Genomic DNA, 25,828 nt, shown 5'->3' with positions numbered 1-25,828 from the left:
CATCCCCCATCTCCACGATAGCAGGAAGACAGAGACAGGAGAACTTCCGCTTGGAGCGATCTCTTCTGAGATCAGGTTCTCTGGTGCATCTGCGACCTACAACCTGTTCGCCGACGATGTCTGCTTGGGAGCAACGGCAAAGCTTGCAGCAACGGACGCGTCAATCGTGGCAGGAGGCTGCAATTTTCCTGGCGGCACCCTGGACAAGCCCGAGCCGTTTCAGCTCGAGGCGTGCGTCGGGAAGTGCGCGATGAGCCGGATTGACAGGTTCCGACTGGGCGATGACATCGGCGACGAAACCCGGAATATCGACATTTGCGCTATCGGCACCAAGGATGGCAGACGCCGCTTCGATGAAGAGATCGTCTGATTTGCGAAGCCGCAATGCATGGCGTGGCTTTCCTCCACCCCTAAGCAGTGCGCTGAGCCACTTCCCGTCCCAGGAGGGCGAACTCGCATAAAGCTCGTGCCCCGAAAGCTCTGCCATCAATTCCCGCACGACGAGTTCGATGTCGCTTCCTTCTTCCTGCAGGCGGTCGCGCGAAATACCATGGATCTTCTCCGCATCTGCGGACCAGTCCGTCCATCCGGACTTCGGTTTGATCAGGAATGACCGCGAGCGCCCATCCTCGAAGACCCAGGCGATCTCGACGGGGTAGCTGTGCTTGCTGAGGGAGGAGGCTTCGAAGTCGAGAAATACGATCATCGCCAGTAGGTAGGGCGTGATGGAAATGGTCGCAATCCCGAGTCCGCGATCGGAGCCCTTTCTCTTCGATCGGTTTGATGGCTCATCCTGCTCGAATATGCCACTCACGACCATAGTTGGGGCACGTTAGCTCACCAGCAGTGTTTTTCGGTTTGCTGGTAGGGATGGGCAGCATTCTTGCGTGTCGCGTCCAGTGCCGGACTGCCCATAGCCGCGTCGAAGCGGTTGGCCCCTGGCTGTCGCGGGGTTTGCCTCGCCGCTTGAGTTTGATGGGCTCGCATCGCACGATTTGAGTACAAGGCATCGATGGGTGCTTCGACCATCTCGGCGGTGCCGAAATCAAAACATCGTTTCTTCGCAACTCGCGATGCAGGTGAGGGTATTTCTGATTGCTAATAAGAGTATAAAGCGGATCAACTTCAAGTTGAATTTTCCGTTGCAAATCAATGCGCGATGAGCAACTCGTCAGACGTTATGCTCATTGGATAGACGGGCCTTTTCCACTTCCTCTAGCGGCAGAACGCCAAACGTGCGATGGACGGCCGGTTCATATTGGTTATGAACTGCATCAACGCCCGCCGTGATCGCACTCCTCCATGACGGCCCTCGACCCCACGCCTCACGCAAAGCGGCAGCCAGTTCCCGACCATAGGCAGTTTCTTGCAGTGCCTCGAAAAGCATTCCGGCCTGGCGCAAGTCTTTGTCCTTCTTTGCGCGCCCACCGGCATCATCGAGGCGACGACCAGCGACAATCAGCTTATGGACCGCGAACCGCGACGGATCGGGCACAACGACTGAGACACCGGCACCATGCAGCAGGATCGTTCGGACCGGATCACGGATCAGGAAATCCATGTATCGGGGCGGTTCCGCCGCAGCTCCGCCGAGCGCGGGCATGTTCGCCGGTTGATCAGCGTATTCCTCCGATCCCCGGTTTGTCGTCAGGAACTGGACGCGGTAGCCGCTATCATTCCGGAAAGCATTAGAGCGGGGCGATCCGGATATGGGCGGGAGCGCCCGGAATGACGGATCGATCCCTTGCAGCAGTTCGACAACTGGCGGCATGGAATCTGCCACTTCTCCCGAGATCGCGTAATCTTGGGCAATGTCGGCATCACCTGTCAGGATCGCGGCCATGGGTAGGCGCACGCCAAGGTATGCCGCATAGCATTGAAAGGCGACCGTTCCCACCAAGACGCCACGAAGCCGGAAAAGACCGGCTGCAGCCAGCGCCTCGACGACCGCGCCCGTGAAACGATCCGGCGCGATCATACCGGCTTCGCGCGTCAGGGCTGAGACCATTTTTCGCCGGTTCTGGTAATCGTCCTTTTCAGCCCTGAAAGTTGCGACCCGAGCGGAGATTTCGGTATCGTCAGCAGGTCCGACATAACGCCGCTTTTGACCGCCCGCGCCGTCTGGTTCATCGAAATACCAGTATTTGCGATTATCGACTGTCACCGGGACGAAGCGACCCGTCGGAGGAAACTCGGCCGACCATTGAGCATCGAACGTCCGCTGTTGGAGTTCCGCTACCATCGTGCGAAACATGAGGTCAATTTGCTTCATGAGATCGGCCCCTATACCAGTTCCGCAGATCTAGTATAGCCAACTCGTTTGGGCAAGCTGCATCGCCCAGTTGGTGGTCTATACTGTTTCCGCAAATCTAGTATAGCCGGTTGGCCGCGCTGATGGACCTCGATCGGGTACTCAAGGAACGTGAACTCGCGGGTGCCGTCAAAGGCGATGTAGTCCTCATGGCCTTCTCCCGGCCATGTCTCACGCCATTTGTATCGCGGCACTGGGCCATTCTCCCCTTGGCCAGAGTGTCAACATTTGTCGTTCTTGTTCGTCGGCGGATTAGCGCTTCTTTCGGCGGCGTCCCCAAACAATTCGCTGTCAGTTTCAAGAAAAATTCGTTGACCGTTCCAGCGAAATCAAGGGTTCCCTATTCTGTCAACCTATTAGCCCAAGATAACCGGTATCAAGTCCTCCGAGCTATGGATCCCAATGGGTTCGCGGCCTTTGGCGCACGAATTAATTGATGCAATTTAGCAACCTCTAATTTATAATCGTGCCTTGCTATGTTTGCGGGCAGGGGGGCGTCATGAAAATTGGCCGGAGCATGCTTGCGGGTGCGGGCTTCCTAGCCCTTGGTTGTGTCCCAGGATGGGCTTGGGCACAACAGGTAACGGGTACGCCGGGTTCGCCCGGAGCCACCACCACCATTACCGGAAAACAACTTCCCTCACCGGATCCGAAATTTGGCGGCGCAATAAAGCAGAAGGCATCGGAATCGACACCATGGTGGGCCCCGCGCATCGTGCCACCCAGGGGGGCGCCCAACGTGCTGCTCATCATGACGGACGATCAGGGGTTCGGTGCACCGAGCACCTTTGGCGGCGTCATCCCTACGCCCGCGATGGATCGCATCGCGAAGGAAGGGCTGCGCTTCACGAATTTCCACTCCACGTCGCTCTGTTCGCCGACGAGGGCTGCCCTGATCACCGGACGCAACCATCATTCGGTCGGCTTCGGGGTCGTGGGTGAAATCGCGACGGGGTATCCCGGCTACGATTCCATTATCCCGATCGAGAAGGGCACCATCGGTACCATCCTGAAGGAAAACGGTTACGCCACGTCGTGGTTCGGCAAGAACCACAATACGCCGTCCTATCAGTCGAGCCAGGCGGGACCCTTCAACCAGTGGCCAAACGGCATGGGCTTCGACTACTTCTACGGCTTCGTCGGCGGCGATGCTAGCCAGTGGCAGCCGAACCTGTACCGCAACACCACAGCCATCTACCCTTTCGAAGGCAATCCGGGCTGGAACCTCGAGACGGCGATGGCCGATGAAGCGATCGGATACATCAAGCAATTGAAGGAGATTGCCCCCGGTAAGCCATGGCTCGTCTACTACGTGCCGGGCGCAACCCACGCGCCGCATCATCCGACGCCGGAATGGATCAAGAAGATCAGTGACATGCATTTGTTCGACGACGGCTGGAACAAGGTGCGGGAGACGATTTTCGCCAACCAGAAGCGGCTCGGCATCATGCCTCAGGACGCAAAGCTGACCCCTTGGCCGGACGGCCTGCCGCAATGGGATTCGCTGAGTTTCGATGAGAAGAAGCTGTTCATCCGTCAAGCGGATATCTACGGCGCCTATCTTGCCTATGCCGACCATGAGATTGGACGCGTCGTCCAGGCGGTCGATGACCTTGGCGAACTCGACAACACGTTGATCATCTACATCGGTGGTGACAATGGGGCGAGCGCGGAGGGCATGGTCAACGGCACTCCGAACGAATTCACGACCTTCAACGGTGTCTCGGTGCCGGTCAAGGACCAGTTCCTCTGGTATCCCTTCTGGGGCTCGGAGCGAACCTTCCCGCACTATGCGGCCGGGTGGGCCTGGGCGATGGATACGCCGTTCAAGTGGGTCAAGCAGGTGCCCTCGCATTTCGGGGGAACCTCGCAGGGCGTCGTCATGTCGTGGCCCGGCCATATCACCGACGCAGGCGGGGTGCGCCGTCAGTTCCACCACGTGATCGATATCGTGCCGACCATACTCGAGGCATCAGGCATTCCGGCGCCGGACATGATCAATGGCATTCCACAGAGCCCGATCGAGGGTGTCAGCATGGTCTACACCTGGGACAAGGCCAACGCGAATACTCCGACACGGCACGAAACCCAATATTTCGAGATGCTCGGCAACCGCGCCATCTATCACGACGGCTGGGTGGCGGCGACGACGCCGGCCACGCTGCCATGGGAACTCAGCACCAAGACGCCGCCTGATGTGATTACCGGCTACAACTGGGAACTCTACAATGTCGTTGATGATCCGACAGAAGCCAACGATCTGGCGTCAGCCTCGCCCGACAAGCTGAAACAGATGCAGGACCTCTTCTACTCCGAGGCAAAGAAGTACAACGTGCTGCCGCTCGACAACTCGACGCTTACCCGATGGAACACGCCACGCCCGAACCTCACGGCCGGTCGAACGGAATTCAGCTATTCTGGTGAACTGAGCGGCGTGCCCGCGAGTGCGGCCCCCAACATCATGAACAAATCCTACACAATCACCGCCGATGTCGATATTCCCGAGGGCGGTGCGGAGGGCATGATCGTCACGGAAGGCGGGCGCTTCGGCGGCTACGGCCTCTTCCTGAGCAAGGGCGATTTCGGCGTTGGCCGGGGCAGGGTGGTCTTCCTCTACAACCTGCTCGACCTCAAGCGGACCATATGGGAAGGGCCCGAACTGGAAGTAGGCAAACACCGGGTCACCTTTGACTACAAGGCGGACGGCACCAATCTCGGTACAGGCGGTACGGGCGTCCTCTCGGTCGACGGAAAGGAGGTAGCCCGCAACTCCCTGGAACATGGCATTCCGGTGACGTTTCCCGAGGACGAGACCTTCGACGTCGGCCTTGATACGCGCACAGGCGTGGCGCTCGTGGAATATCGCTACGACACGCCATTCAAGTTCACCGGCAAGATCGACAAGCTGACCTTTGAGCTCGGGAGGAGCAACCAATGAGCCTCAAGCGCACCATCATCACGCTTGGCATCACCCTTGCCGTAGCCGCGAACCTCGGCATTCTGACGGCGTCGACGTCGATCGCCGAGGATGCCATCACCGCGCCAGCGACGAAGTCCATCGGCACCTCGAGCACGCAGAAGACGGAACTGGTTCCGTCGCTTATCGTAATGAACTCCGATGGTGCGACCTTAAAGGGCGACACGCTGACGCTGACGAGCATTTCCAACAACTCGATCCTGTTCGCCGACCGGCCGGTGCGTTCCGCCGGACATGCGCTGACCACGCACTTGCTGGAAGAGTGGGCTCAGGGCGGAAGCTTCGAGAAGGATCCACCAAACGCCACCGTCTCGGTGCTGAACAAGGACGCGTCGAGCGTTGAGGACGCCGTCGTCGTTTTGAAGGAGCCAAAGCTCGAGGGCGCGAACCTGACGTTCAAGGTGGATATACTGGAGGGCAGTCTCGCCAGGGCAGATGGCCCGGCATCGATTTTCATCGACATTATTGGCATGCCGAGGACCCCGCGATCCTTTGCGGGTGTGGCACGACGAACCGCTTATCGGGGAGCATGGTACGGAGCGGCTGCCGCTGGTGCGGCCGCGGCCGCCTACGACCGTCCCTATTACCGGCCCTACTACCCGCCGCCAGCCTGCGGATATTATCCGCTGCCACCGTGCTAGTGTTGCCACGTCCTCGTGACCAAGGTGTCCGAGAGGAGGATCGGCGTGATGAACAGGGCGCTGGCTGTCGCGGCCATCGGTGAAATTGTGACTGGCCTGGCGTTGGTCGCCATCCCCGCGCTCGTCGGTGAGCTTCTGCTTGGGGAGGCCTTGGTGGGCGTGGCGGCGGCCGCCGCGCGTGTCGCCGGCATTGCGCTGATCGGACTGGGTATCGCCTGTTGGCGGAGCAAACCCCTTGAGGGCATGCTCTCTTACAGTATCCTTGTGACCTTCTATCTCGCCTATCTCGGTCTAGCTCACGGAATGACCGGTATTCTGCTTTGGCCAGCTGTGGTCCTGCATGCTGTCCTTTCGCTCCTGCTGGCACGTATCTGGCGCGGCGATGCGATCAAGTGAGTTTCGCCGCGATAGTCTGGCCAAGCGGTATTTGAATGCGATCACCCTGTCATGACCGCTTGTGATCTCTGATAAGTCGGTATGATTACAGTCCCATACTTCCGTTTCCTCAAGCAAATTAGCGACCGGCTACTCAAGGATTGATCGAGCGACAGGACACCAGTACGCCGATGTCATTGTAGATAAACTCGGCCCTTCGGTTATTGTCCCGTTCCAACATGAACCAATCCAATGTTTCGACCTGGAAGGTCAGTATTCCGAAAACCGCTTTCCCGGTGGTGTCGCCTGATGTAGCCATGTGCACTTGTGTGTCACTGCCCAATGGGTCTCCGGGCGGTCCACCTGTATAGGTTCTACGGGTCCACTCCGATAGCTTTGTCCAAGCCTCCTCTGCCTGCTCACTGAAAGGTCCATGAAGCGTCGCCGTCCCCTTTAGACGAAGCTGCAACCTGGTTCGGCTGCAGAATCCAAGAACCGTGACACAGGCATTTGATTCTATCTCGCTCCACTTTCGGCTTCGAATATCGGTATGGAACTCCAAGAGGCGGCCACGTCTATCTGCCTTTCGCAGCACAATCATGCGTGCTTGCGGCCGCAACGATGCGTCGACCGAACATAGGGTCACCTGCCTGAAACTTGACTCTGGACTGAGGGCACCCTTCTCAAGTTCGCTCCACGCCGATGCTTCCACCTCGCACAGGCTTGCTTCTTCGATATCCAAATTATTGGCTCCTGCCAGATCCTTGGGGGCTCATGCTCGCTCTATCCTTTAATAGCGCGCTTGTGATCCCAGGAGAAAACAGTTCTTCGCGTGATTGTCAGTAGAAAAACTATGTCTTCAGACGCGCCTCAATGGTTTTTGAGATCGTGGCTGGCAGACAGTTCGTCATGGAACTGTCATAAAAGGCACGAGCTGATTCGCCCTGACCGAGGTCACCGGCGCTCTTTTTGTCAGGACGCAACCATATTGACGACAACTCCACTCCGACCGGCGCTTGGCAACTCCCCTGAAGATACGGTCGAACAGGCAGGCGCACTGTGCTTTCGCCAGGTTGAGCCTGGTGGCGAGCCTGAGGTCTTGCTTATTTCCAGCCGTCGTACCGGAGACTGGGGTATTCCCAAAGGGCACATGGAATCTGGGGAGAGTGCATCCGAGGGTGCCGTGCGCGAGGCTTTTGAGGAGGCAGGCGTTCGTGGCATCGTGACGAGGGATCCGGTTGGATCCTTCAGTTACCAAAAATCCGGAACCCCTTCGATCTTTCGTGTTTGCCTATATCGCATTCGCGTTACGACGACCTTCGACGATTTTCCCGAGAAGGGTCAACGCATCCTACGTTGGCTACCCGCATCGATTGCTGCGAATGAGGTTGCCCATCCGGACTTGCGCGGTCTGATTTCGAGCGTCCTTTCTGTCACTGACTGCCACACCAAAGTTTAGGTGCCTTGGTTCGGCGGCTGACCTGTCGGCTTGACCGATCGTTCCCTCGGCTGGCGTGTGGTAGCCGAGAAAGTTGCGTTGCCGGTCGTTGAGTTTGCCGCCCGAGGTCGGTCAGGTCTTCACGAGAGCAAGATCGGCCTTGCCGGGCATGCGCCCCCGCAACGCCGCCGCTTTGCTTGGTTTGCCTTGAAACGCGCGACCCCAAAGTACAAGTCTCGCTGGGTAATGCAAAGCTGTTCAAAGCCCCCAGATGACAGCCTCTTCATGGCGCTTGATGAGGTGGCGGAGATCCTGAAAACCGGTTCGGATGAAGGAGGCGAATTGTTCGACGGCGGGCGTCCTTGGGGCGTCCGTCCTCTTCAGGATCGCCAGCGCCCGCTCCGGGTGGGGAATGTTCACCGGCAGGGCTGTGATCGTCTTTTCCTTGCGTTGCGCGAAAACGACGCTGTGCGGCATCACTGTCAGCGCATCTGCCGATTTCAGATAGTTGATCACTGCCATAAGCGACCCGCCTGAATAGCGGATCTTGATCTCTGTCGCGCCGAAGGAGAGCAGCAGCGCGCGAAGGTCCGTCATCAGCGGGCTTCCGGGCGGCGGGGCGACCCAGGGATAATCAAGCAGATGGCTCGGCTGCGGCCGGCGTTTCAAGAGCAGCGGATGCGTCATGCGGCAGGCAATGACGTTGCGGCCGGGCAGGATTTGCTGGAATTCCAGCCCGGAGCCCTCGTCGAGAATGTCGATCGGGCAGATGGCAAGGTCGATCTGGTCGGCTTTCAATGCGGCGCGCAGATCCGGGAAATAGCCGTAGCTCTGATCTATGCGCACATCGGGATGGTGTGCCTGGAATTCTGCGCAGAGCCCGGCGATCAGGGCATCCATGAAGAACGGCGTGCCGCCGACGCGCACGACGCCGCTCTTGCCAACGCGGAAACTTTCAAGGAGATCGGAAGCCTTGCGGGAGGCGGCCAGCATGACGAAGCCATGCTCGGCCAGTGCCAGGCCGAAGGGCGTCGGCTGCAGCGGTCGCCGGCCTTTGATGAACAGCGGTTCGCCGACGCGCTTTTCCAGCATGGAAAGTGTGCGCGACACGGCTGGCTGGGCGAGCCCGAGCAGCGCCGCGCCCTCCGTCACGCCGCCAGTCTTGACGACGGCAGCAAGCTGGATCAGGTGACGTTCATCGATCTTCATAACGATCTGTTATATTGAGCTGAAGCAAAATCATCAATCCATCCGCTTCCTGCTGTTATGGTGGATTTATCAGGACGGCGGGATGGGGAGGTGGAGCATGTCGTTGGGTGCCAAAGCGCTCACATTCAGCGAAGCGACATCGTCGGAAGCCTTCGCCGAGCGTTTTTCCACCGGTCCAGACAGCAATCTGCCGCGGCTCATCGCTGCCGCCGTAACCCATGTGCACGATCTCATCAAACAGTTCCGCCCGACCCAGGACGAGTGGCGCAAGGTCATCGCCTTCCTGACGGAGGTCGGCCACGCGTCTGATGATCGCCGCCAGGAATGGGTGCTGCTCTCCGACCTCATCGGAGCCTCCGCGCTGGTGGAAGAGATCAACACCCGCCGGCCGAAAGGCGCAACGCCGAACACCATTCGCGGCCCATTCTTTCGCAACGACACACCGGAGCGCGCCTGCGGATCCTCCATCTCGCTCGATGGCATCGGGGAGCCGCTCGCCGTCGAGGTACAGGTGAATGATCTCGATGGGCTGCCGATCGGGGGCGCCGAGGTCGTGACCTGGCAGGCCAATTCCGAGGGATTTTACGAGAACCAGCAGCCCGACCTGCAGCCCGAACACAATCTGCGCGGCCTGTTCCGCACGGATGCGCAGGGCCACTTTGACTACCGTTCTGTCGTGCCCTCGGGTTACGGTGTACCGGATGATGGACCGGTCGGGAGACTTTTTGCCGATACCGGCTATCCGCTGCGCCGCCCGGCGCACCTGCATTTTGTCATCCGCGCCAAGGGATTCGAGACGATCACCACCCAGATTTATGATGCCAGCGACCCGCATCTTTCCGAGGATGCGCTGTTCGGCGTGCGGCCGGAACTTGTTTCCCGTTTCGAGCCCGCCGACGTCGATGGCAGGCACGGCAAGGCCGCAGACCTCACCTTTGTCATGGTTCGCGCCAAGCCGGGGAGGGCGTCATGACCCAACCCTTTTCCTATGCCGGCAGCCCGGCCCGCATCATCTTTGCTGAAGGCGCGAGAAGTCAGGTGGGCCAGTGGATCGAGAAAGCCGGCTGCAGGCGGGCACTCGTTCTCTCGACCCCGCAACAGAGGGCGGATGCCGAGGCTCTGGCCCGTGAAATCGGCAAGCTTGCCTGCGGCGTGTTTTCGGGTGCCACCATGCACACTCCGGTCGATGTGACGGAAGCAGCGGTGAAGGTGGCGGCTGAGACACTGGCGGATTGCGTCGTCTCTCTCGGTGGCGGATCGACCACCGGGCTCGGCAAGGCGATCGCCTATCGAACCGACCTTTTGCAGATCGTCGTACCGACCACCTACGCCGGTTCGGAGGTCACGCCGATCCTCGGCCAGACGGAAGCCGGCCGCAAGACGACGATACGCGATGCGAAAATCCTGCCGGAGGTCGTCATTTACGATCCGGCACTGACCCTCGGCCTTCCGGTCGCCATGAGCATCACCAGCGGGCTCAATGCCATGGCCCATGCAATGGAAGGACTTTATGCGCAGGACCGCAATCCGATTTCGACGCTGATGGCGCTGGAGGGCCTGCGCGCCCTTGCCCGCAGCTTGCCGGAGATCGTCAACGCACCTCGCGATGTAAAAGCCCGCAGTGACGCGCTCTATGGCGCCTGGCTCTGCGGCACGGTGCTTGGCACGGTCGGCATGGCGCTGCACCACAAGATCTGCCACACGCTCGGCGGCTCGTTCGATACGCCGCATGCAGAAACCCACGCGGTCATGCTGCCTCATACTGTCGCCTTCAACGCCACTGCAGCCGCTGCGGAACTTGCCCCGGCTGCGGAGATTTTCGGCGGATCGATCGGTGGCGGGCTATGGGATTTCGCAAAGGCGATCGGAGCGCCGCTGTCCTTGAAGGAATTTGGGTTGAGCGAGGCCGATCTTGATCGCGCCGCGTCAATTTCGGTCGAAAATCCCTACTGGAATCCACGGCCGATCGACAAGACGTCGATCCGGTCCTTGTTGCAGGACGCCTTCGAGGGGAGGCGGCCGACAGACTGACATTTGCATGCCGCTTTGCGCGCTCTTTGGGAGGAGAGGACAATGGGAGGAAGCATGTTTACCAGACGCGATTTTCTGAAGACGACGGCCGCCGGCGGGGCCGTTCTCGCCACATCGGGCCTTGCCGCCCCGGCGATCGCAAAGGACGTTGCGATCAAGCTCGGCTATGTCAGCCCGCAGACCGGCCCGCTCGCCGCCTTCGGCGAAGCCGACAAGTTCGTCATCGATGCCTTCCTGGCAACGACCAAGGGTATGGGCCTCAATTACGAGGTGGTGGTGAAGGACAGCCAGTCCAACCCCAACCGTGCGGCGGAAGTGGCAAAGGAACTGATCGTCGACAACGAGATCAACCTCATGCTGGTCTCCTCGACCCCGGAAACGACAAACCCGGTCTCGACCACTTGCGAGGCCGAGGAGATGCCCTGCATCTCGACCGTCGCGCCCTGGCAGCCCTGGTTCATCGGCCAGCAGGGCAATCCCGGCGACCCGGCCTCATGGAAGCCGTTCAACTATGCCTACCACTTCTTCTGGGGGCTTGAGGATATTATCGCCGTCTTCACCGGCATGTGGGGCCAGATAGAGACCAACAAGAAGGTCGGCGGCCTCTTCCCGAACGATGGCGACGGCAATGCCTGGGGCGACAAGGTGGTAGGCTTCCCGCCCGTCTTGGAAAAGCTCGGCTATGGGCTGACCGATACCGGCCGCTACCAGAACCTGACGGACGATTTTTCCGCACAGATCAATGCCTTCAAGCAGGCCGGAACCGATATCCTGACCGGCGTGATGATCCCGCCTGATCTCACCACTTTCTGGAACCAGGCCAAGCAGCAGGGCCTGAAGCCGAAGATCGCTTCGATCGGCAAGGCGCTTCTCTTCCCGCAAACCGTGGAGGCGCTGGGCGACGCCGGTCACAACCTGTCGACCGAAGTCTGGTGGACGCCGAGCCATCCGTTCAAGTCGTCGCTGACGGGCGAAACGGCTGCGACCGTTGCAGAGGCCTTCACCAAGGCGACGGGGCGTCCCTGGACGCAGCCGATCGGCTTTGCCCACGCCCTGTTCGAGCTAGCGGTCGATGTGATGAAGCGCGCCGAGGACGTGGGCGATGGCGATGCGGTTGCCAAGGCCATCGGCAAGACCAAGCTCGATACGCTCGTTGGTCCAGTTGCCTGGGGCAGCGACAAGCTGCCGCCTTTTGCCCAGAAGAACATTGCCAAGACGCCGCTTGTCGGCGGCCAGTGGCGACTGAAATCGGGCGGCGGGTATGATCTCGTGGTTGTCGAAAACAGCCTGGCGCCGAATGTGCCGCTGGGCGGCAAGCTGGAGGCATTGGCCTAGGCTCTTCCCGGGGAGGAGGGGAACCGGAATTGTGGATTTGCTCTTGCCTCTCCCCGCGCGGGGAGAGGTGGCCCGTCAGGCCGGATAAGGGGTTTTCCCGGAAAGCCGCACAAAGAACCGAGAACGTGATGCCCATACTCGAACTCAACGCTGTATCAAAATCCTTCGGCGCGCTCGTCTTTGCCGAAAACATCGGCTTTTGCGTGGAGCCGGGTGAGGCGCTCGGCGTCATTGGGCCGAATGGCGCCGGCAAGTCGACCCTCTTCAATCTGATCAGCGGCAATCTTTCCGTCGCGACCGGCACCATCCACTTCGATGGCCGTGACGTCACCCGTCAGCCCCCGATGCAGCGCTGCCTGGCCGGCATGGGCCGCACTTTCCAGATCCCGCAGCCTTTCGATCAGCTGACTGTTTATGAAAACCTTCTTGTCGCTGGCGCTTTTGGTGCGCAGGCGAGGGAAAGCGAGGTCGCCGGTCTTTGCGCTGATATTCTCGTGGAAACCGGTCTGATTGCCAAGGCCAACATGCCCGCGGGCTCGCTTACCCTCCTTGAACGCAAGCGGCTGGAGCTTGCCCGCGCGCTCGCCACAAAGCCGAAGCTTTTGCTGCTCGATGAAATCGCCGGCGGGCTGACCGAGGGCGAATGCCGCCAGCTGGTTGCCACCATCAAGCGCGTGCATCAGCGCGGCATCGCCGTCATCTGGATCGAGCATGTGCTGCACGCCTTGACCGCAGTCGCCGAGCGCATCCTCGTGTTGAATTTTGGCCGGGTGATCGGGGTCGGCGATCCGGAGACGATCATGGCCTCCAGCGAAGTACGCGAAATCTATCTGGGAATGGAGGTCTGATGCCAAGCCTCATCGAAACCCGAGCCCTCACTGCCTTCTATGGCGATTTCCAGGCAATCTTCGGCGTCGATATCAGGCTCGACGCCGGTGAGACCGTCGCCGTGATCGGCGCAAACGGCGCCGGTAAATCAACCCTGATGCGCTCGATCGCGGGCATCATCACCAATCGCGCCGAGATGATCCTGCATCGCGGCGAACCGATCGGCGCGCTTGCCGCCCCCGATGTCGTGCGCCGCGGCATCGCGCTGGTGCCGGAAGGGCGAAAGCTGTTTTCCTCTCTCACCGTCGAGGAAAACCTGCAGGTCGGCGCTTACGGCCGCTCGGTGGACGGTCCCTGGACCCTCGACAGCATCTACCGGCTTTTTCCAATCCTGAAAGAGCGCCGCCGCAATCCGGCGACCGCGCTGTCTGGCGGCCAGCAGCAGATGGTGGCAATCGGCCGGGCGCTGATGTCGAACCCGGACATCCTGCTTTGCGACGAGCTGAGCCTCGGTCTTGCGCCCGTGGTCATCAAGGATATCTACGCCGCCTTCTCCAAGATTAGTGCCGCGGGCGCTGCCATCATCATCGTCGAGCAGGATATCGCCCAGGCGTTGAAGGTTGCCGACCGCGTCTATTGCATGATGGAGGGCCGCGTCACGCTGTCCGGTCAACCGGCGGAGTTCGATCGCGCCGATATCCATGCGGCCTATTTCGGAGCAGAGCCCAATGAGCTTCATTGATACGCTCCTGCAGGGTGTGCTGCTCGGCGGCCTCTATGCCCTTTTTGCCGCGGGCCTGAGCCTTGTCTTCGGCATCATGCGCCTTGTCAATCTGGCCCACGGCGACCTTATCGTGCTCGCGGCCTTCCTCATCCTTGTGATCGTCTCCACGCTCGGGCTCGATCCCTTCGTCGCCGCCGTTATTGCAGCCCCGCTGATGTTCGCCCTCGGCTGGGTGCTGCAATATCACCTGCTGAACCGCACTCTGGGCAAGGATATCCTGCCGCCGCTGCTCGTCACCTTCGGCCTGTCGATCGTCATCCAGAACGGCCTCCTGGAAGGGTTCACCGCCGATAGCCGCCGCATCTCGGCCGGTGCGCTGGAAACGGCGTCTGTCAGTCTCGGCAATATCAGTGCCGGCGTGATGCCGCTGATCACCTTCGCCTCCGCGATACTGGTTATCGTCGCGCTCAACCAGCTGATCTATCGCACTGCGCTTGGCCGCGCCTTCCGCGCCACCTCCGATGACGTAGTGACCGCAAGTCTCATGGGTATCCGGCCGAACTCGATCTTCGCCATCGCCACCGGGCTTGCGATGGTGATCGTTACGATCGCGGCGCTCTATCTCGGCACGCGCGCGAATTTTGACCCGACGGCGGGGCCGGCGCGGCTGATCTACGCCTTCGAGGCTGTCATCATCGGCGGGCTTGGGTCGCTCTGGGGCACGCTTGCCGGTGGCATCATCCTCGGTGTCGCTCAGACCGTCGGCGCGGCTATCAATCCGGAATGGCAGATCCTTGTCGGGCATATCGCCTTCCTACTCGTGCTTCTCTTCCGGCCGCGCGGCCTGTTTCCCCGAGCAGCGGACTGAGACGCCATGACCCCAGGTCTTGAAACCATGACGACCGAGATCGAAGCGCCCGCGGGCTGGCGGGTGGAAACGCGCACACGGCTTTCCACCATATTCGCCGTCATTTCCCTGGTCTTGGTCCTGGTGCTGACCGCGGCTCCCTTCCTTGTCTCGCGCGGGGTGATTCAGGATCTGTTCTTCATTCTCACCATGCTGGCGCTGGCGCAGAACTGGAACCTGCTTGCCGGCTATGCGGGTCTGATCTCCGTCGGTCAGCAGCTCTTTGTCGGCTGCGGTGCCTATGCTCTGTTCGGCCTGGTGATCCTTGCGGGTCTCGATCCCATCCTCGCCATCCCGCTTGCCGGTCTCTTCGCCATGATCATCGCCGTACCCACGTCCTTCGTCGCCTTCCGGCTTTATGGTCCCTATTTCGCGATAGGCACCTGGGTCATCGCAGAAGTCGGGCGGCTGCTTTTTGCGCAGTGGAAGATGCTCGGCGGCGGCACCGGCACCTCGCTGCCACGCGAAGCGACACGGGAGATGCTCGGCATCTCGCTGCTTCAGGACTGGTTCGGCATGCGCGCTTCCGCGGCTGCCGACGCGCTAGCATACTGGTTGGCGTTGGCGCTCGCGGCGCTGACGATCGCCTTCGTTTACAAGTTGCTGCGCTCCAAGCAGGGCCTCGGGCTCGCGGCCGTGCGCGACAACGAAACGGCGGCCCGAGCGCTCGGTGTCGATGCGCGGAAGCTCAAGACTGCGATCTACCTGCTGACGGCGTTTCTCACCGGCATCGTCGGCGCGCTCATCTACCTGCAGAAGGCTCGGATTTCGCCCGATGCCGCCTTCTCGCTCACCGATTGGACGGCCTATGTCGTCTTCATCGTTGTCATCGGCGGCATCGGCACGATCGAAGGTCCGATCCTCGGTGTCATCATCTTCTTTCTGCTGCAGAATGCCTTTTCGAACTACGGCTCCTGGTATCTGATGGCGCTTGGTGGGCTGGCCATCGTCACCATGCTTTTTGCGCCAAGGGGGCTCTGGGGGCTGATCTGCGACCGCACCGGTTGGGAACTCTTTCCGGTCCGCCGCCTGCTGAAGGGCGGACCACTCAGACAGGATGACAAGGGAGGGCCGAATGGCTGACATCACCACCGACGTTTTGATCATTGGAACGGGACCCGCGGGCTCGGCGACAGCCGCGCTGCTTGCTACCTACGGTCTCGAGCCGCTGGTGATCAACCGCTACCGCTGGCTGGCAAACACGCCGCGCGCGCACATCACCAACCAGCGCACCATGGAGGTTCTCCGTGATCTCGGCCGCGACGTGGAAGACGAGGCCTACATGTTCGCGACCGAGCAGGATCTGATGGGCCAGAACGTGTTCTGCACCGCCGTTGCGGGGGAGGAGATTGGCCGCATGCAGAGCTGGGGCAACCATCCGCTCTCGCGTGCCGAGCATATCCTGTCCTCGCCCGGACGCATGAATGACCTGCCGCAGACCTATATGGAGCCGCTGCTCTTCAAGACGGCCTGCTCGCGTGGCGCGCAGTCGCGCATGTCAACCCAGTATCTCACCCATGTGCAGGATGCCGAGGGCGTCACCACCACCTGTCTCGACCGGTTGACCGGCAAGGAAATCACCATCCGCTCAAAATTCCTGATCGGTGCCGATGGCGGCAACTCCAAGGTCGCCGAACATGCGGGTCTTTCCTTCGAAGGAAAGATGGGCGTCGCCGGCTCGATGAACATCCTGTTCGAGGCCGATCTTTCCCGCTATGTCGCCCATCGCCCCTCGGTACTTTACTGGGTGCTGCAGCCGGGCGCGGATGTCGGCGGCATCGGCATGGGGCTCGTGCGCATGGTGCGGCCGTGGAACGAGTGGCTGATCGTCTGGGGTTATGACATCAACCAGCCGGCGCCCGAGGTCGACGAGGCCTCCGCGACCAAGGTTGTGCGCGAGCTGACGGGCGTTGCCGACCTCCAGCCCAAGATCAAGTCGGTCTCCACCTGGACGGTCAACAACATGTATGCGACGACGCTTTCGAATGGCCGCGTCTTCTGCATGGGCGATGCCGCCCATCGCCATCCGCCGTCGAATGGTCTCGGTTCCAACACCTCGATCCAGGATGGTTTCAACCTCGCCTGGAAGCTCGCCATGGTCATCAAGGGGCAGGCCGGAACGGGACTGCTCGACAGCTATCAGGCTGAGCGTGCGCCGGTCGCCAGGCAGATCGTCACCCGCGCCAACAAGTCGATTGAGGAATTCGGTCCAATCTTCAAGGCGCTCGGCCTGCTCGATTCCGTTGATCCGGTGAAAATGCAGCAAAACATGGATGCGCGCTGCGACGATACCGCCGATGCCGAGCGCCAGCGCGCCGCAATCCGCGAGGCAATCGCCTACAAGGTCTATGAATTCGATGCCCATGGTGTCGAGATGAACCACCGCTATGCCTCGACCGCTGTCGTCAAGGATGGCCAACCGGAACCGGCCTTCGGGAAGGACGCCGAGTTGCATTTCCAGCAGACGACATGGCCCGGCGCCCGGTTGCCACATGCCTGGCTGTTTGGCGCCGATGGTGGCAAGGTGTCGAGCCTTGATCTCACCGGCCACGGCGTCTTCACCATCCTGACCGGCATCGGCGGCGATGGCTGGGTGGCGGCGGCAAAGGCATTGTCGAAGGAATTCGGCCTGCCGATCACCGTTCACAAGATAGGCCCACGGCAGGCATGGCAGGATCTGACTGGTGACTGGGCCCGCATCCGCGAGGTCCGCGATTCCGGTGCTGTGTTCGTGCGGCCGGATCACCATGTTGCCTGGCGCGCAGATGCGGCGGTCGCCGATCCCGAAGGCGCCCTGCGCCGCGTGTTGAAGACCATCCTGGATCGGTGAGGTGATCATGAACGCCAAGGAAAAGGGCTATTTCACCGAGGAAAATTCCGTCGAGGTGGTCACAAGCCGAAACGCCGATGCGAAAAGCGCGCGATTGAAGGAGGTGATGGAGGTCGTCACCCGCAAGCTGCACGAGGCGGTAAAGGAACTGGAGCCGACGCAGGAGGAATGGATGGAGGCGATCCTCTTCCTCACCCGCACCGGCCATATGTGCAACGAATGGCGGCAGGAGTTCATCCTCCTGTCAGATGTGCTCGGCGTCTCGATGCTGGTCGATGCGATCAACAACAGAAAGCCCTCGGGCGCCTCCGAGAGTACCGTCCTTGGACCATTCCACGTCGCGGATGCGCCGGAACTGCCGATGGGTGCCAATATCTGCCTCGACGAGAAGGGCGAGGACATGGTGATCAGCGGCCGCATCCTCGATACCGCGGGCCGGCCGATTGAAAATGCGGTCATCGATGTTTGGCAGGCGAATGACGAGGGGTTCTACGACGTGCAGCAGAAGGGCATCCAGCCGGATTTCAACCTGCGCGGCATTTTCCGCACGGGTGCTGATGGACATTACTGGTTTCGCGCGGTGAAGCCGAAATACTATCCGATCCCGGACGATGGCCCGGTCGGCCTGCTGCTCGGCCATCTCGGTCGCCATCCCTACCGGCCGGCGCATCTGCACTATATTGTCAAGGCAGACGGGTTCGAAACACTCACCACCCACATCTTCGACCCGGATGATCCCTATATCCACTCGGATGCGGTCTTCGGCGTCAAGGAAAGCCTGCTCGCAAAATTCTGCCTGATGATCGATCCTGTTCGGGCACACGAACTCGGGTTCCGGGATAAATTCTGGCAGGTGGAACACGATTTCGTACTGGCTCCAAATCCGCGTCTATGAGCCGGAAGCGAGGCCCCGCCGCGGCAGTATTCACGACGATCGCGTTCTACCGCGCCTTGAGGAGAAGACACTGATTGAAGTGCCGCGCAACGCTCGTCCTTACGCGGCTTTGCTCTCATGACGGGCAGGAGTGCCTTTCGGCTTGCCATACAAGTCGATATTGGCATCGCCCCACTGCTTCAGGGCGAGGAGGATCGGCTCCATGCTGCGGCCAAGCGGAGACAGGCTGTATTCCACTTTCGGCGGCACCTGCGCATAGACCTTTCGTTCGATCAACCGATCCTCTTCGAGCTCGCGAAGCTGGTTCGTCAGCATGCGGGGAGTGACGTTTTGTAGCTGTCGCCGGATCTCATTGAACCGAAGCGTGCCAGAAAGAAGGTGGAAGAGCACCACAGACTTCCATTTGCCATCGATGAGGCCGATCGCAGCTTCGACCGAGCAACCCGGCGAGCAATCGAACCGGGAATGACGAACCTTGCCCATCTACAGTATCCTTCTTGGTACTACGTGCATATTTTGTGCGTATTGCACTTTAGCGAATATACGCCAGCTTATGCCTCATATCAAACAGCAAGAAGCAGGAGCTCAACATGAAGGCTGTGGCGTACAAGGCAGCAGGATCCATCGAGCGCAAGGATGCCCTGATCGACGTCGAACTTCCCCGTCCGACGGCGTCCGGCCGCGATATTCTCGTCGAAGTCAAGGCCGTGTCGGTGAATCCGGTCGATACCAAGATCCGCAGAAGCGTAAATCCTGCGCGCGATGAATGGAAAATTCTGGGTTGGGATGCCGTCGGCACGGTCCTCGAGACTGGCCCGGAGGCGGGCGACTTCTCAGTCGGTGACGAAGTGTTCTACGCAGGCTCCCTGATCCGACCCGGCGCCAACAGCCAGTTCCACGTCGTCGACGCACGAATCGTCGGACGGAAGCCGAAGACGCTGTCCAATGCCGAGGCTGCAGCCCTGCCTCTCACGGCGATCACTGCCTGGGAAATGCTCTTCGACCGGCTCGACATCCGCAGGCCGGTGCCAGGCGCCGCCAACGCTATCGTCATTATCGGCGGAGCGGGCGGCGTGGGGTCTATCGCAATCCAGCTCGCGCGCGCTCTGACTGATGTCACTGTCATCGCAACCGCATCTCGGCCGGAAACGCAGGAATGGGTGAAGTCGTTGGGTGCTCACCATGTGATCGATCATTCAAGGCCGATCGCCGATCAGGTGGCAGCCCTCGGCATCGGTGCCCCGGCTTATGTCTTCTCGACGACGGAGACCAACCGTCATCTGAAGGAAATCATCGAGCTGATCGCTCCGCAGGGGCGCTTCGGCTTGATTGACGATCCTGAAACCCTGGACGTGACAGGTTTCAAGCGAAAGGCGGTCTCTATACACTGGGAGCTGATGTTCACGCGTTCGATCTATCAGACGGCAGACATGGCGGAGCAGGGGAAGCTGTTGAACGAGGTCTCTCGTCTCGTCGACGATGGCAAGATTCGCACGACCTTGACGGAGACACTATCGCCGATCAACGCAGCAAACCTGCAAAAGGCGCACGCCGGGATCGAGAGCGGTAAGACCAAGGGCAAGGTCGTTCTTGAGGGCTTCTGAACCACCGTAGGCGGATCTCCATGGTGTGATCCGCCAGCTAGTCCTCCTCCAATAGATTTTTGGCTGAAGATCTCGGTCCTGTTGGTTGATCAATGAGAGGCTGGGCCGTGTCAAAGAATCAAATTCCTGAACGGGATCGCCGCAAACGGCGTCACCACTCTCAAGCGCACAGCAGTCGACCCGCAGATGGTTGCGGAGCAAATGCCACAAAGCCAAAACTGCTGTCACCCGACCTAAGGAATGCTCCTTTGCTGGAACACGTCCACTTCCACAGTACGTTGATAGCCATCAGGCGCGGCAGCTACTCTTCGTCAGTCACCGCAAAGACGAGACCGAAGATGGGTGCAAACCGTTCCAACACTTCCACCAAGACATCATCCGGCACCTTGTCTTGAAACTTCTCAGCATTCCGATTTCGCCAGTCCATTGATTTTACTTGGTCGATTTGGATGACACCAGTGACGCTCGTTCCCGCGCCGATCAACTGCACTGCAAAGCCATTGGCGCGAGAGGCGCTACCCGTCGTGGTTATCGGCGCGATGAATGCAAAGCCCGTAGCCATATTGAATTTGAATGCCGACAAAATGAGTCCGGCGTGGCGTCCACGTTGCTCTTTGTCTGCAGAGGGCTGCATGTCGAGCCACCAGATCTCGCCAGGGGCTGGGATGTTAGGTCTTACCAAACCTCATTCCCTACTGCAGGTGCATTGATCCACGCTTGTTCTTCTGGAGACCGAGAAGAGTTGGCGTCATAACCCTCCAGCAATTCATCGAGCGTATATTTGGGTTGACGCACCTTCATTGTCTTAAGGGCACTCGATGCGGGTTCTGCGATAACCTGCCTTCCCTTTACCGAAACGATCATCTCTTGGCCCTCTGTTAGACCGAGCATGTTGCGAGCAGCGGCCGGCACAGTTAGGACCAACGAGCCGCCAGCCTTCTTTAGCTTGGAGGTTGTCGAAAAGTCTTTCCTCGCCGATTGACCTCTTGTTGTCGCCATTAGCTTCGCCTCATAAATGTAGAACATCGGAATGGGTAGGTCGCAAGATGCGTACGTCCAGGGCCAACGCCCCCCGAGGTGGCGATGGCCCGAACATTCTGTCCCGAATTATGCGCCCATTTCAGCAGATCGGCCTCTACCCAGCCTTAGTGGAGCGTGAACAGCGCGTCCAGTGCCTCCATATCCCACTCAGGATACGGAAACAGCAGCAATAATTCCGGCTTGCTTCAAAGTCTACTAAGCCTCGAGGCGTTGCTGGGTCTGCTGATCAAAGAAGTGGACCTTTGACGTCGCGAACGATAGCTTCACGCGCTGGTCAGGAACAAGCTCGACACGATCTCGGACCACCCATGTCAGCTCCTTGCCTTCCACATCGACGGCTACGTGAGTTTCCGAGCCAGTCGGTTCGACAACCTTTACGGTAGCCGCGACGCCATCCTCGCCGCCCAACGAAATGTCTTCGGGACGAATTCCAAGTGTCACGGGCCTTCCGGCCGATGCACTGGGAGCGCGCGACAGGACAGCACGCGATCCGCCTGACAGGGTAAGTGCTGGGCTGGCTCCATCCTGGAGGGTTCCCTCCAGGAAATTCATCGCAGGCGAACCCAGGAAGCCAGCGACGAATACGTTTCGCGGTCGATCATACAACTCGAGTGGGCTGCCGATCTGCTCGACGCGCCCTCCCTGTAGAACAACGATCTTGTCGGCCATGGTCATGGCTTCGATCTGATCGTGCGTGACGTAGACGATCGTGGTCTTCAGACGCTGGTGAAGCGCCTTGATCTCCGCGCGCATCTTGACACGGAGCTTGGCGTCGAGGTTCGAGAGCGGTTCGTCGAAGAGAAACACCTTGGGATCGCGGACGATGGCGCGCCCCATGGCAACGCGCTGTCGCTGGCCACCAGACAGTTGCGCGGGCTTCCGCTCGAGCAGAGGCTGCAGCCCAAGGATGGCCGCCGCCTCGCTGACCTTCTTGTCGATCTCCGGCCGCTTCACGCCCGCGAGCTCGAGGGCGAAGCCCATGTTCTGGGCAACCGTCATCTGCGGATAAAGCGCATAGTTCTGGAAGACCATCGCGATGTTGCGATCCTTCGGCTGCAGATCGTTGACGACCCTGCCGTCGATGCTGATCTGCCCGGACGAGATCTCCTCGAGGCCGGCGATCATCCGCAACAACGTCGACTTGCCGCAGCCGGAAGGACCGACGAGAATGACGAACTCGCCGTTGGCGATGTCGACGTCGACGCCGTGGATGATATCAACCGCCCCGTAGGACTTCTTGACGTTCTTGATGTTCAATCCAGACATTTCGGAACCCCTAAACTAGCGCTTTGCGCGAACGCGCAGCGCCTGATGCGGTTTGCGCGGGATGACGACACCGAAGGCAGCGTCCGGCTTTCCTCCGCGTGTCACCGCACCGTGGCGCACAGGATGCGTCACTGGAGCCTTGACCTTTTCGGCGGAAGTGATCGTCATTTCCCAGGTATCGATGAGGTCGACCTCGTAGCTGTCGCCGTCCATGGGAAGGCCGGACGACCAGATGACCGGCTGATGTTCGCCAAAGTAGATCAGACGGAAATCGCCGTCGCCATCACGCGCGCCAGACACGCGCGACCACGGCCACTGCGTGACAGGACCGATCGGGTCGAGACCGTTCTTGACATCGGCGTCGAGAAGGTCGCGAAGGAAACCGATCCGCTTCCATGCTTCGCCATGAAGCTCGCCGCCCTTCGCCCACCAGATCAAGTCCTCCGGATGGGAATAGGTCTCGCCGTGGCCCGTGTAGCCGCCGCGTGTCGCCGTGATCCAGTAGCGGTGAACGAGTTCCTGAGCAGTGAGGTTGCCCCAGGACTCCAGAATGTCGCCTTCGTATTCGGGCTCGTCGTTCACCACGGGCTTGCCATAAGTGTCACGCCATTCCTGGGTACGCTTGACGTCCGGGTTCTGGATGCAGGTGTGGGTAACCCATGGCTTGCGATGATCGTAGTTCGAGTTGACGTCGCCATTGTGGATCGAGCGAAGGTGCTGGTAGGGATCGTTTTCCTCCAGAATGTGGAAGTAGCGGTCCCACTGCGCCATCGGCTTGGTGTCGATCAGGAAGTCGTACTCGTTGGCAAGCGACCACCAGACGTTCCTGTAGGCCGACAGGCGCGCCGCAAGATAGGCGACGTAGCGGTAGTCCTGTTCGGCGGACATGTCCGCATAGCCCCAGCGGTCATACGGATGGAAGATGATGATGTCGGCTTCAATGCCAAGCTGGCACAAGGCTGCGACCTGCTTGTCGAAATGCTGGAAGAGGACAGGATTTGGACGGTCGAAGTTTTCCTTGCCATCGGCGCCCTTCTCGAAGCAGGCATAAAGGGGCTCGTTGACGTTGTAGGGATAGTCCTTCGGGAAGACGCCCATGCGGATCTTGTTGAACTTTGTCTTCTTCAACGTATCGAGGGTCTGCTGCTGCATCTCAAGTGGCTGGTGCGTCCAGGCATAGCAGGTCGTGCCGAACGAGAAGAAGGGCGTCCCGTCCGCGTAGGCGAAGTGGAACTTGTTGCGAACCCGGACAGGGCCATGGTTGCCCGACGAAGGTGCTGTGGTGACCAGGGCCCCAGTCTTTCCATCAAGTGCTGCGGTCTGCGAGCGGGTGCAGAAGGACCATTCGCCCTCGATGTCAGGCATGAAACGAACACGATAGGTCCCATTGCCGTCGTAAAAGCCTGGAACCCTGACCTCCCGGCTCTTGTGCGTGAAGATGGCATCGAATGCCACGTCGAGATAGGGGTTGCCGTCGGAGGGACCTTGGAAAGAGGCCTCGAACACGCCCCATTTTTCGACTGTTGCATTGGACATTGAATTCTCTCCTCGTAGAATAAGCTTTCAGCCTCAGCCCTTGACCGCACCTGATGTAAGGCCGGACACGAAGTAGCGCTGGAACATCAGGTATACGATCGTCGCCGGCAGGACGGTCATGACGATGGCTGCGTTGAGTTGCCCGTAATTGCTCGAGAACTGCCCCTGGAAGGACATGAGGCCGAGTGGCAGCGTCCACATCTTCTGGTCTTGCAGAAGGACCAGTGCCATGGCGAATTCGTTCCAGGTGGAGACGAAATCAAGGATGAGCAGCGCCGCGAGTACCGGCAGGCAGACCGGAAGGAATATCCGCCTGAAGATCGTGAAGTGTGTCGCGCCGTCGATGAGGGCGGCTTCCGACAGCTCCTTCGGGATCCCCTTGAAGAAGCCGTGCAGGATGAAGACCTGATAGGGAACGCCGAAGGCGATATAGGGAAGGATGACGCCCGGATATGTGTCGATCAGCCCGAACGAATTCACCAGGGTGAAGAGAGGGGCGAGCATGACCTGGAACGGGATCATCGTGCCGAAGACCACAAGCAGCAATAGAGCCTTGCCGAACCTAAGCTTGATCTTGGCGAGCGCATAGGCCGCCATCGCCGACAGCATCAGGCCAAGCGGGACCTTGATGACGGTAATGATGACGCTGTTGAAGAACGAGTTGGCGAAGTTTCCCCGGCTCCACGCGCCACTGTAGTTGTCGAAGGCAAGCTCGGTTGGCGGCACGAATGCGCCGGTACCCGTCACGGCGGCAGGCGTCTTCAGCGATGTGAAGACGATGAAGACGAACGGAGCGACCCAGATCAGCGCCACGATCACCAGTGCGATCCACAGGCCAATCAGAATGGGGTCACGCTTCATCGACGACGGATGCGCTTTGAGGTGCACAACGGCGGGATCGGTCGGAATTGCTGTCACGATTCAACCTCCTCGTGCTTCTGTGTCCATCGAAGGTAGGGAATGACGACCGTCATTGTGATCAGCAGCAGAACGACCGAGATGGCTGCGCCGCGACCAAAATCAAAAATCTGCATGGCCTGCGTGAACGCCCACAATGCCAGCATCTGCGTGGACTGGGCCGGGCCGCCGCCGGTCAAACCATAAACAATATCAAAGGCCTTGAGCGACGAGATGATGGAAAGCACGAGCACGATGGTGATGGTCGGACGCAGGGCCGGCAGCGTCACGTGCTTGAACACGGCAAAGCGCCCCGCGCCATCGATGCGTGCGGCTTCGACAAGCGTCAGCGAAACGTTCTGCAGACCGGCGAGGAACAGGACCATCGAAAAGCCGACCGTCTGCCAGATATAGGCGACGAAGACGGAGTAGAGGGCGATGTCCTTGTTACCCAGCCAGTCCTTGATCCAGGCCTGCATGCCCCAGGAGGTCAGCATCTGGCTGAACAGACCGAAGAACGGGTCATACATCCACTTCCACATGGTCGCCACCGCGATAGGGGCGATGATGACGGGAAGATAGAAGATGGCTCTGAGGCTGTTGCGCCCGAAGATCTTCTGATTGAGGCTAAGCGCAAGAAGTAGCCCGACCATCGGCGGAAAGACCAGGCTCATCAAGGTCCAGATCACCGTGTTGCGGAAGGCGACCCAGAAGACGGGGTCTCGGGTAAAGATTGCCGTGTAGTTGGCAAGTCCGACGAACTGGCGGTTCGCATCCAAACCGTTCCATTTCTGAAAGCTCAGAAGCACGACGTTCAGCATCGGATAGAGCGCGAATACCGCGTAGATCGCCAGGGCTGGAGCGAGCAGAATGAGCGCTTGGGTGCGCGGATCGTGTGTCGTTTGACGTAGTGACATGTTCTCCTCCTGGCAGGGAAGCGACCCCGCCAGCTCATTGAACGGTGCACCAGCCGATCGACGGTC

The 25,828-nt window shown here is 59.9% G+C and carries 25 protein-coding genes; 14 read left to right on the top strand and 11 right to left on the bottom strand.

Annotated features, from left to right (window positions below):
* Window positions 1-160 precede the first annotated feature (160 nt).
* Window positions 161-706 (bottom strand): 3'-5' exonuclease, encoded by a 546-nt coding sequence (locus tag AS026_RS13950; RefSeq protein WP_062370242.1) that lies wholly within the window; start codon window positions 704-706, stop codon window positions 161-163.
* Between the two features lie 465 nt (window positions 707-1,171).
* The gene (locus tag AS026_RS13945) at window positions 1,172-2,272 is read right to left on the bottom strand and encodes a nucleotidyltransferase family protein (RefSeq protein ID WP_062370101.1); all 1,101 of its coding nucleotides are present in this window, start codon (window positions 2,270-2,272) and stop codon (window positions 1,172-1,174) included.
* Window positions 2,273-2,810: 538 nt separating this feature from the next.
* Here AS026_RS13945 and AS026_RS13940 point away from each other — a divergent pair.
* From AS026_RS13940 to AS026_RS13930, 3 genes are read left to right on the top strand one after another with little or no spacing between them, the layout of a single operon-like run.
* Window positions 2,811-5,249, top strand: a complete 2,439-nt coding sequence (locus tag AS026_RS13940) for an arylsulfatase (protein WP_062370095.1) — start codon at window positions 2,811-2,813, stop codon at window positions 5,247-5,249.
* Window positions 5,246-5,929, top strand: a complete 684-nt coding sequence (locus AS026_RS13935) for a hypothetical protein (RefSeq protein WP_062370092.1) — start codon at window positions 5,246-5,248, stop codon at window positions 5,927-5,929. The genes AS026_RS13940 and AS026_RS13935 overlap by 4 nt, the downstream gene beginning before the upstream one ends.
* 48 nt (window positions 5,930-5,977) lie before the next feature.
* Window positions 5,978-6,325, top strand: a complete 348-nt coding sequence (locus tag AS026_RS13930; protein WP_062370088.1) for a hypothetical protein — start codon at window positions 5,978-5,980, stop codon at window positions 6,323-6,325.
* 133 nt (window positions 6,326-6,458) lie between these two features.
* Here the strand turns inward: AS026_RS13930 and AS026_RS13925 are convergent, their stop codons facing one another.
* Window positions 6,459-7,046 (bottom strand): pyridoxamine 5'-phosphate oxidase family protein, encoded by a 588-nt coding sequence (locus AS026_RS13925; RefSeq protein WP_062370085.1) that lies wholly within the window; start codon window positions 7,044-7,046, stop codon window positions 6,459-6,461.
* Window positions 7,047-7,157: 111 nt separating this feature from the next.
* On the opposite strand from AS026_RS13925, the gene AS026_RS13920 reads away from it, so the two are divergent.
* Entirely contained in the window at window positions 7,158-7,763 is a 606-nt protein-coding gene (locus AS026_RS13920) for an NUDIX hydrolase (protein ID WP_082728530.1), read from the top strand.
* A 237-nt stretch (window positions 7,764-8,000) separates the two neighbouring features.
* Here AS026_RS13920 and AS026_RS13915 read toward each other — a convergent pair whose 3' ends face one another.
* Complete coding sequence (locus AS026_RS13915) at window positions 8,001-8,951, bottom strand: LysR family transcriptional regulator (protein ID WP_025659551.1); 951 nt, start codon at window positions 8,949-8,951, stop codon at window positions 8,001-8,003.
* A 97-nt stretch (window positions 8,952-9,048) separates the two neighbouring features.
* Here AS026_RS13915 and AS026_RS13910 point away from each other — a divergent pair, with 97 nt between their 5' ends.
* From AS026_RS13910 to AS026_RS13870, 9 genes are all read left to right on the top strand, one after another.
* Entirely contained in the window at window positions 9,049-9,924 is an 876-nt protein-coding gene (locus AS026_RS13910) for a dioxygenase family protein (protein WP_062370082.1), read from the top strand.
* Complete coding sequence (locus AS026_RS13905; RefSeq protein ID WP_062370079.1) at window positions 9,921-10,982, top strand: maleylacetate reductase; 1,062 nt, start codon at window positions 9,921-9,923, stop codon at window positions 10,980-10,982. Before AS026_RS13910 ends, AS026_RS13905 begins: the two co-directional genes overlap by 4 nt.
* A 54-nt stretch (window positions 10,983-11,036) precedes the next feature.
* A complete protein-coding gene (locus AS026_RS13900) occupies window positions 11,037-12,317 on the top strand; it encodes an ABC transporter substrate-binding protein (RefSeq protein WP_062370076.1) in 1,281 nt (426 codons plus the stop codon).
* Between the two features lie 128 nt (window positions 12,318-12,445).
* Complete coding sequence (locus tag AS026_RS13895) at window positions 12,446-13,165, top strand: ABC transporter ATP-binding protein (protein WP_062370072.1); 720 nt, start codon at window positions 12,446-12,448, stop codon at window positions 13,163-13,165.
* Entirely contained in the window at window positions 13,165-13,887 is a 723-nt protein-coding gene (locus tag AS026_RS13890) for an ABC transporter ATP-binding protein (RefSeq protein ID WP_062370069.1), read from the top strand. The genes AS026_RS13895 and AS026_RS13890 overlap by 1 nt, the downstream gene beginning before the upstream one ends.
* Window positions 13,874-14,737, top strand: coding sequence for a branched-chain amino acid ABC transporter permease (locus AS026_RS13885; protein WP_062370066.1), 864 nt, complete (start codon window positions 13,874-13,876; stop codon window positions 14,735-14,737). Before AS026_RS13890 ends, AS026_RS13885 begins: the two co-directional genes overlap by 14 nt.
* Window positions 14,738-14,743: 6 nt before the next feature.
* The gene (locus AS026_RS13880; protein WP_100248166.1) at window positions 14,744-15,859 is read left to right on the top strand and encodes a branched-chain amino acid ABC transporter permease; all 1,116 of its coding nucleotides are present in this window, start codon (window positions 14,744-14,746) and stop codon (window positions 15,857-15,859) included.
* A complete protein-coding gene (locus AS026_RS13875) occupies window positions 15,852-17,606 on the top strand; it encodes an FAD-dependent oxidoreductase (RefSeq protein ID WP_062370063.1) in 1,755 nt (584 codons plus the stop codon). Before AS026_RS13880 ends, AS026_RS13875 begins: the two co-directional genes overlap by 8 nt.
* A 7-nt stretch (window positions 17,607-17,613) precedes the next feature.
* Window positions 17,614-18,501, top strand: a complete 888-nt coding sequence (locus AS026_RS13870) for an intradiol ring-cleavage dioxygenase (protein WP_062370059.1) — start codon at window positions 17,614-17,616, stop codon at window positions 18,499-18,501.
* Window positions 18,502-18,600: 99 nt separating this feature from the next.
* Here AS026_RS13870 and AS026_RS13865 read toward each other — a convergent pair whose 3' ends face one another.
* Entirely contained in the window at window positions 18,601-18,984 is a 384-nt protein-coding gene (locus AS026_RS13865; RefSeq protein ID WP_062370057.1) for a winged helix-turn-helix transcriptional regulator, read from the bottom strand.
* A 107-nt stretch (window positions 18,985-19,091) separates the two neighbouring features.
* Between AS026_RS13865 and AS026_RS13860 the strand changes: the two genes are divergently transcribed.
* On the top strand, window positions 19,092-20,105 hold the full coding sequence (locus AS026_RS13860; RefSeq protein WP_062370053.1) for a zinc-binding alcohol dehydrogenase family protein: 1,014 nt from the start codon (window positions 19,092-19,094) through the stop codon (window positions 20,103-20,105).
* A 301-nt stretch (window positions 20,106-20,406) separates the two neighbouring features.
* Here AS026_RS13860 and AS026_RS13855 read toward each other — a convergent pair whose 3' ends face one another.
* The 6 genes from AS026_RS13855 to AS026_RS13830 all read right to left on the bottom strand — a co-directional run bounded on the left by AS026_RS13855 (window position 20,407) and on the right by AS026_RS13830 (window position 25,762).
* Complete coding sequence (locus tag AS026_RS13855; protein ID WP_280950885.1) at window positions 20,407-20,787, bottom strand: type II toxin-antitoxin system PemK/MazF family toxin; 381 nt, start codon at window positions 20,785-20,787, stop codon at window positions 20,407-20,409.
* The gene (locus AS026_RS13850; RefSeq protein WP_063805933.1) at window positions 20,781-21,104 is read right to left on the bottom strand and encodes an AbrB/MazE/SpoVT family DNA-binding domain-containing protein; all 324 of its coding nucleotides are present in this window, start codon (window positions 21,102-21,104) and stop codon (window positions 20,781-20,783) included. The genes AS026_RS13855 and AS026_RS13850 overlap by 7 nt, the downstream gene beginning before the upstream one ends.
* Before the next feature lie 237 nt (window positions 21,105-21,341).
* Window positions 21,342-22,412 (bottom strand): ABC transporter ATP-binding protein, encoded by a 1,071-nt coding sequence (locus tag AS026_RS13845; RefSeq protein WP_062370045.1) that lies wholly within the window; start codon window positions 22,410-22,412, stop codon window positions 21,342-21,344.
* Between the two features lie 15 nt (window positions 22,413-22,427).
* The gene (locus tag AS026_RS13840; protein WP_062370043.1) at window positions 22,428-23,948 is read right to left on the bottom strand and encodes a DUF5060 domain-containing protein; all 1,521 of its coding nucleotides are present in this window, start codon (window positions 23,946-23,948) and stop codon (window positions 22,428-22,430) included.
* Window positions 23,949-23,981: 33 nt separating this feature from the next.
* The gene (locus tag AS026_RS13835; RefSeq protein WP_062370041.1) at window positions 23,982-24,866 is read right to left on the bottom strand and encodes a carbohydrate ABC transporter permease; all 885 of its coding nucleotides are present in this window, start codon (window positions 24,864-24,866) and stop codon (window positions 23,982-23,984) included.
* Window positions 24,863-25,762 carry a carbohydrate ABC transporter permease gene (locus AS026_RS13830; RefSeq protein ID WP_062370038.1) on the bottom strand — a complete coding sequence of 300 codons (900 nt, stop codon included), beginning with the start codon at window positions 25,760-25,762 and terminating at the stop codon, window positions 24,863-24,865. The genes AS026_RS13835 and AS026_RS13830 overlap by 4 nt, the downstream gene beginning before the upstream one ends.
* Between the last annotated feature and the right edge of the window lie 66 nt (window positions 25,763-25,828).

The sequence above is a fragment of the Rhizobium altiplani genome, from assembly GCF_001542405.1.
Lineage (GTDB): Bacteria > Pseudomonadota > Alphaproteobacteria > Rhizobiales > Rhizobiaceae > Rhizobium > Rhizobium altiplani.
This window is presented reverse-complemented; position numbering and strand designations above follow the sequence as displayed.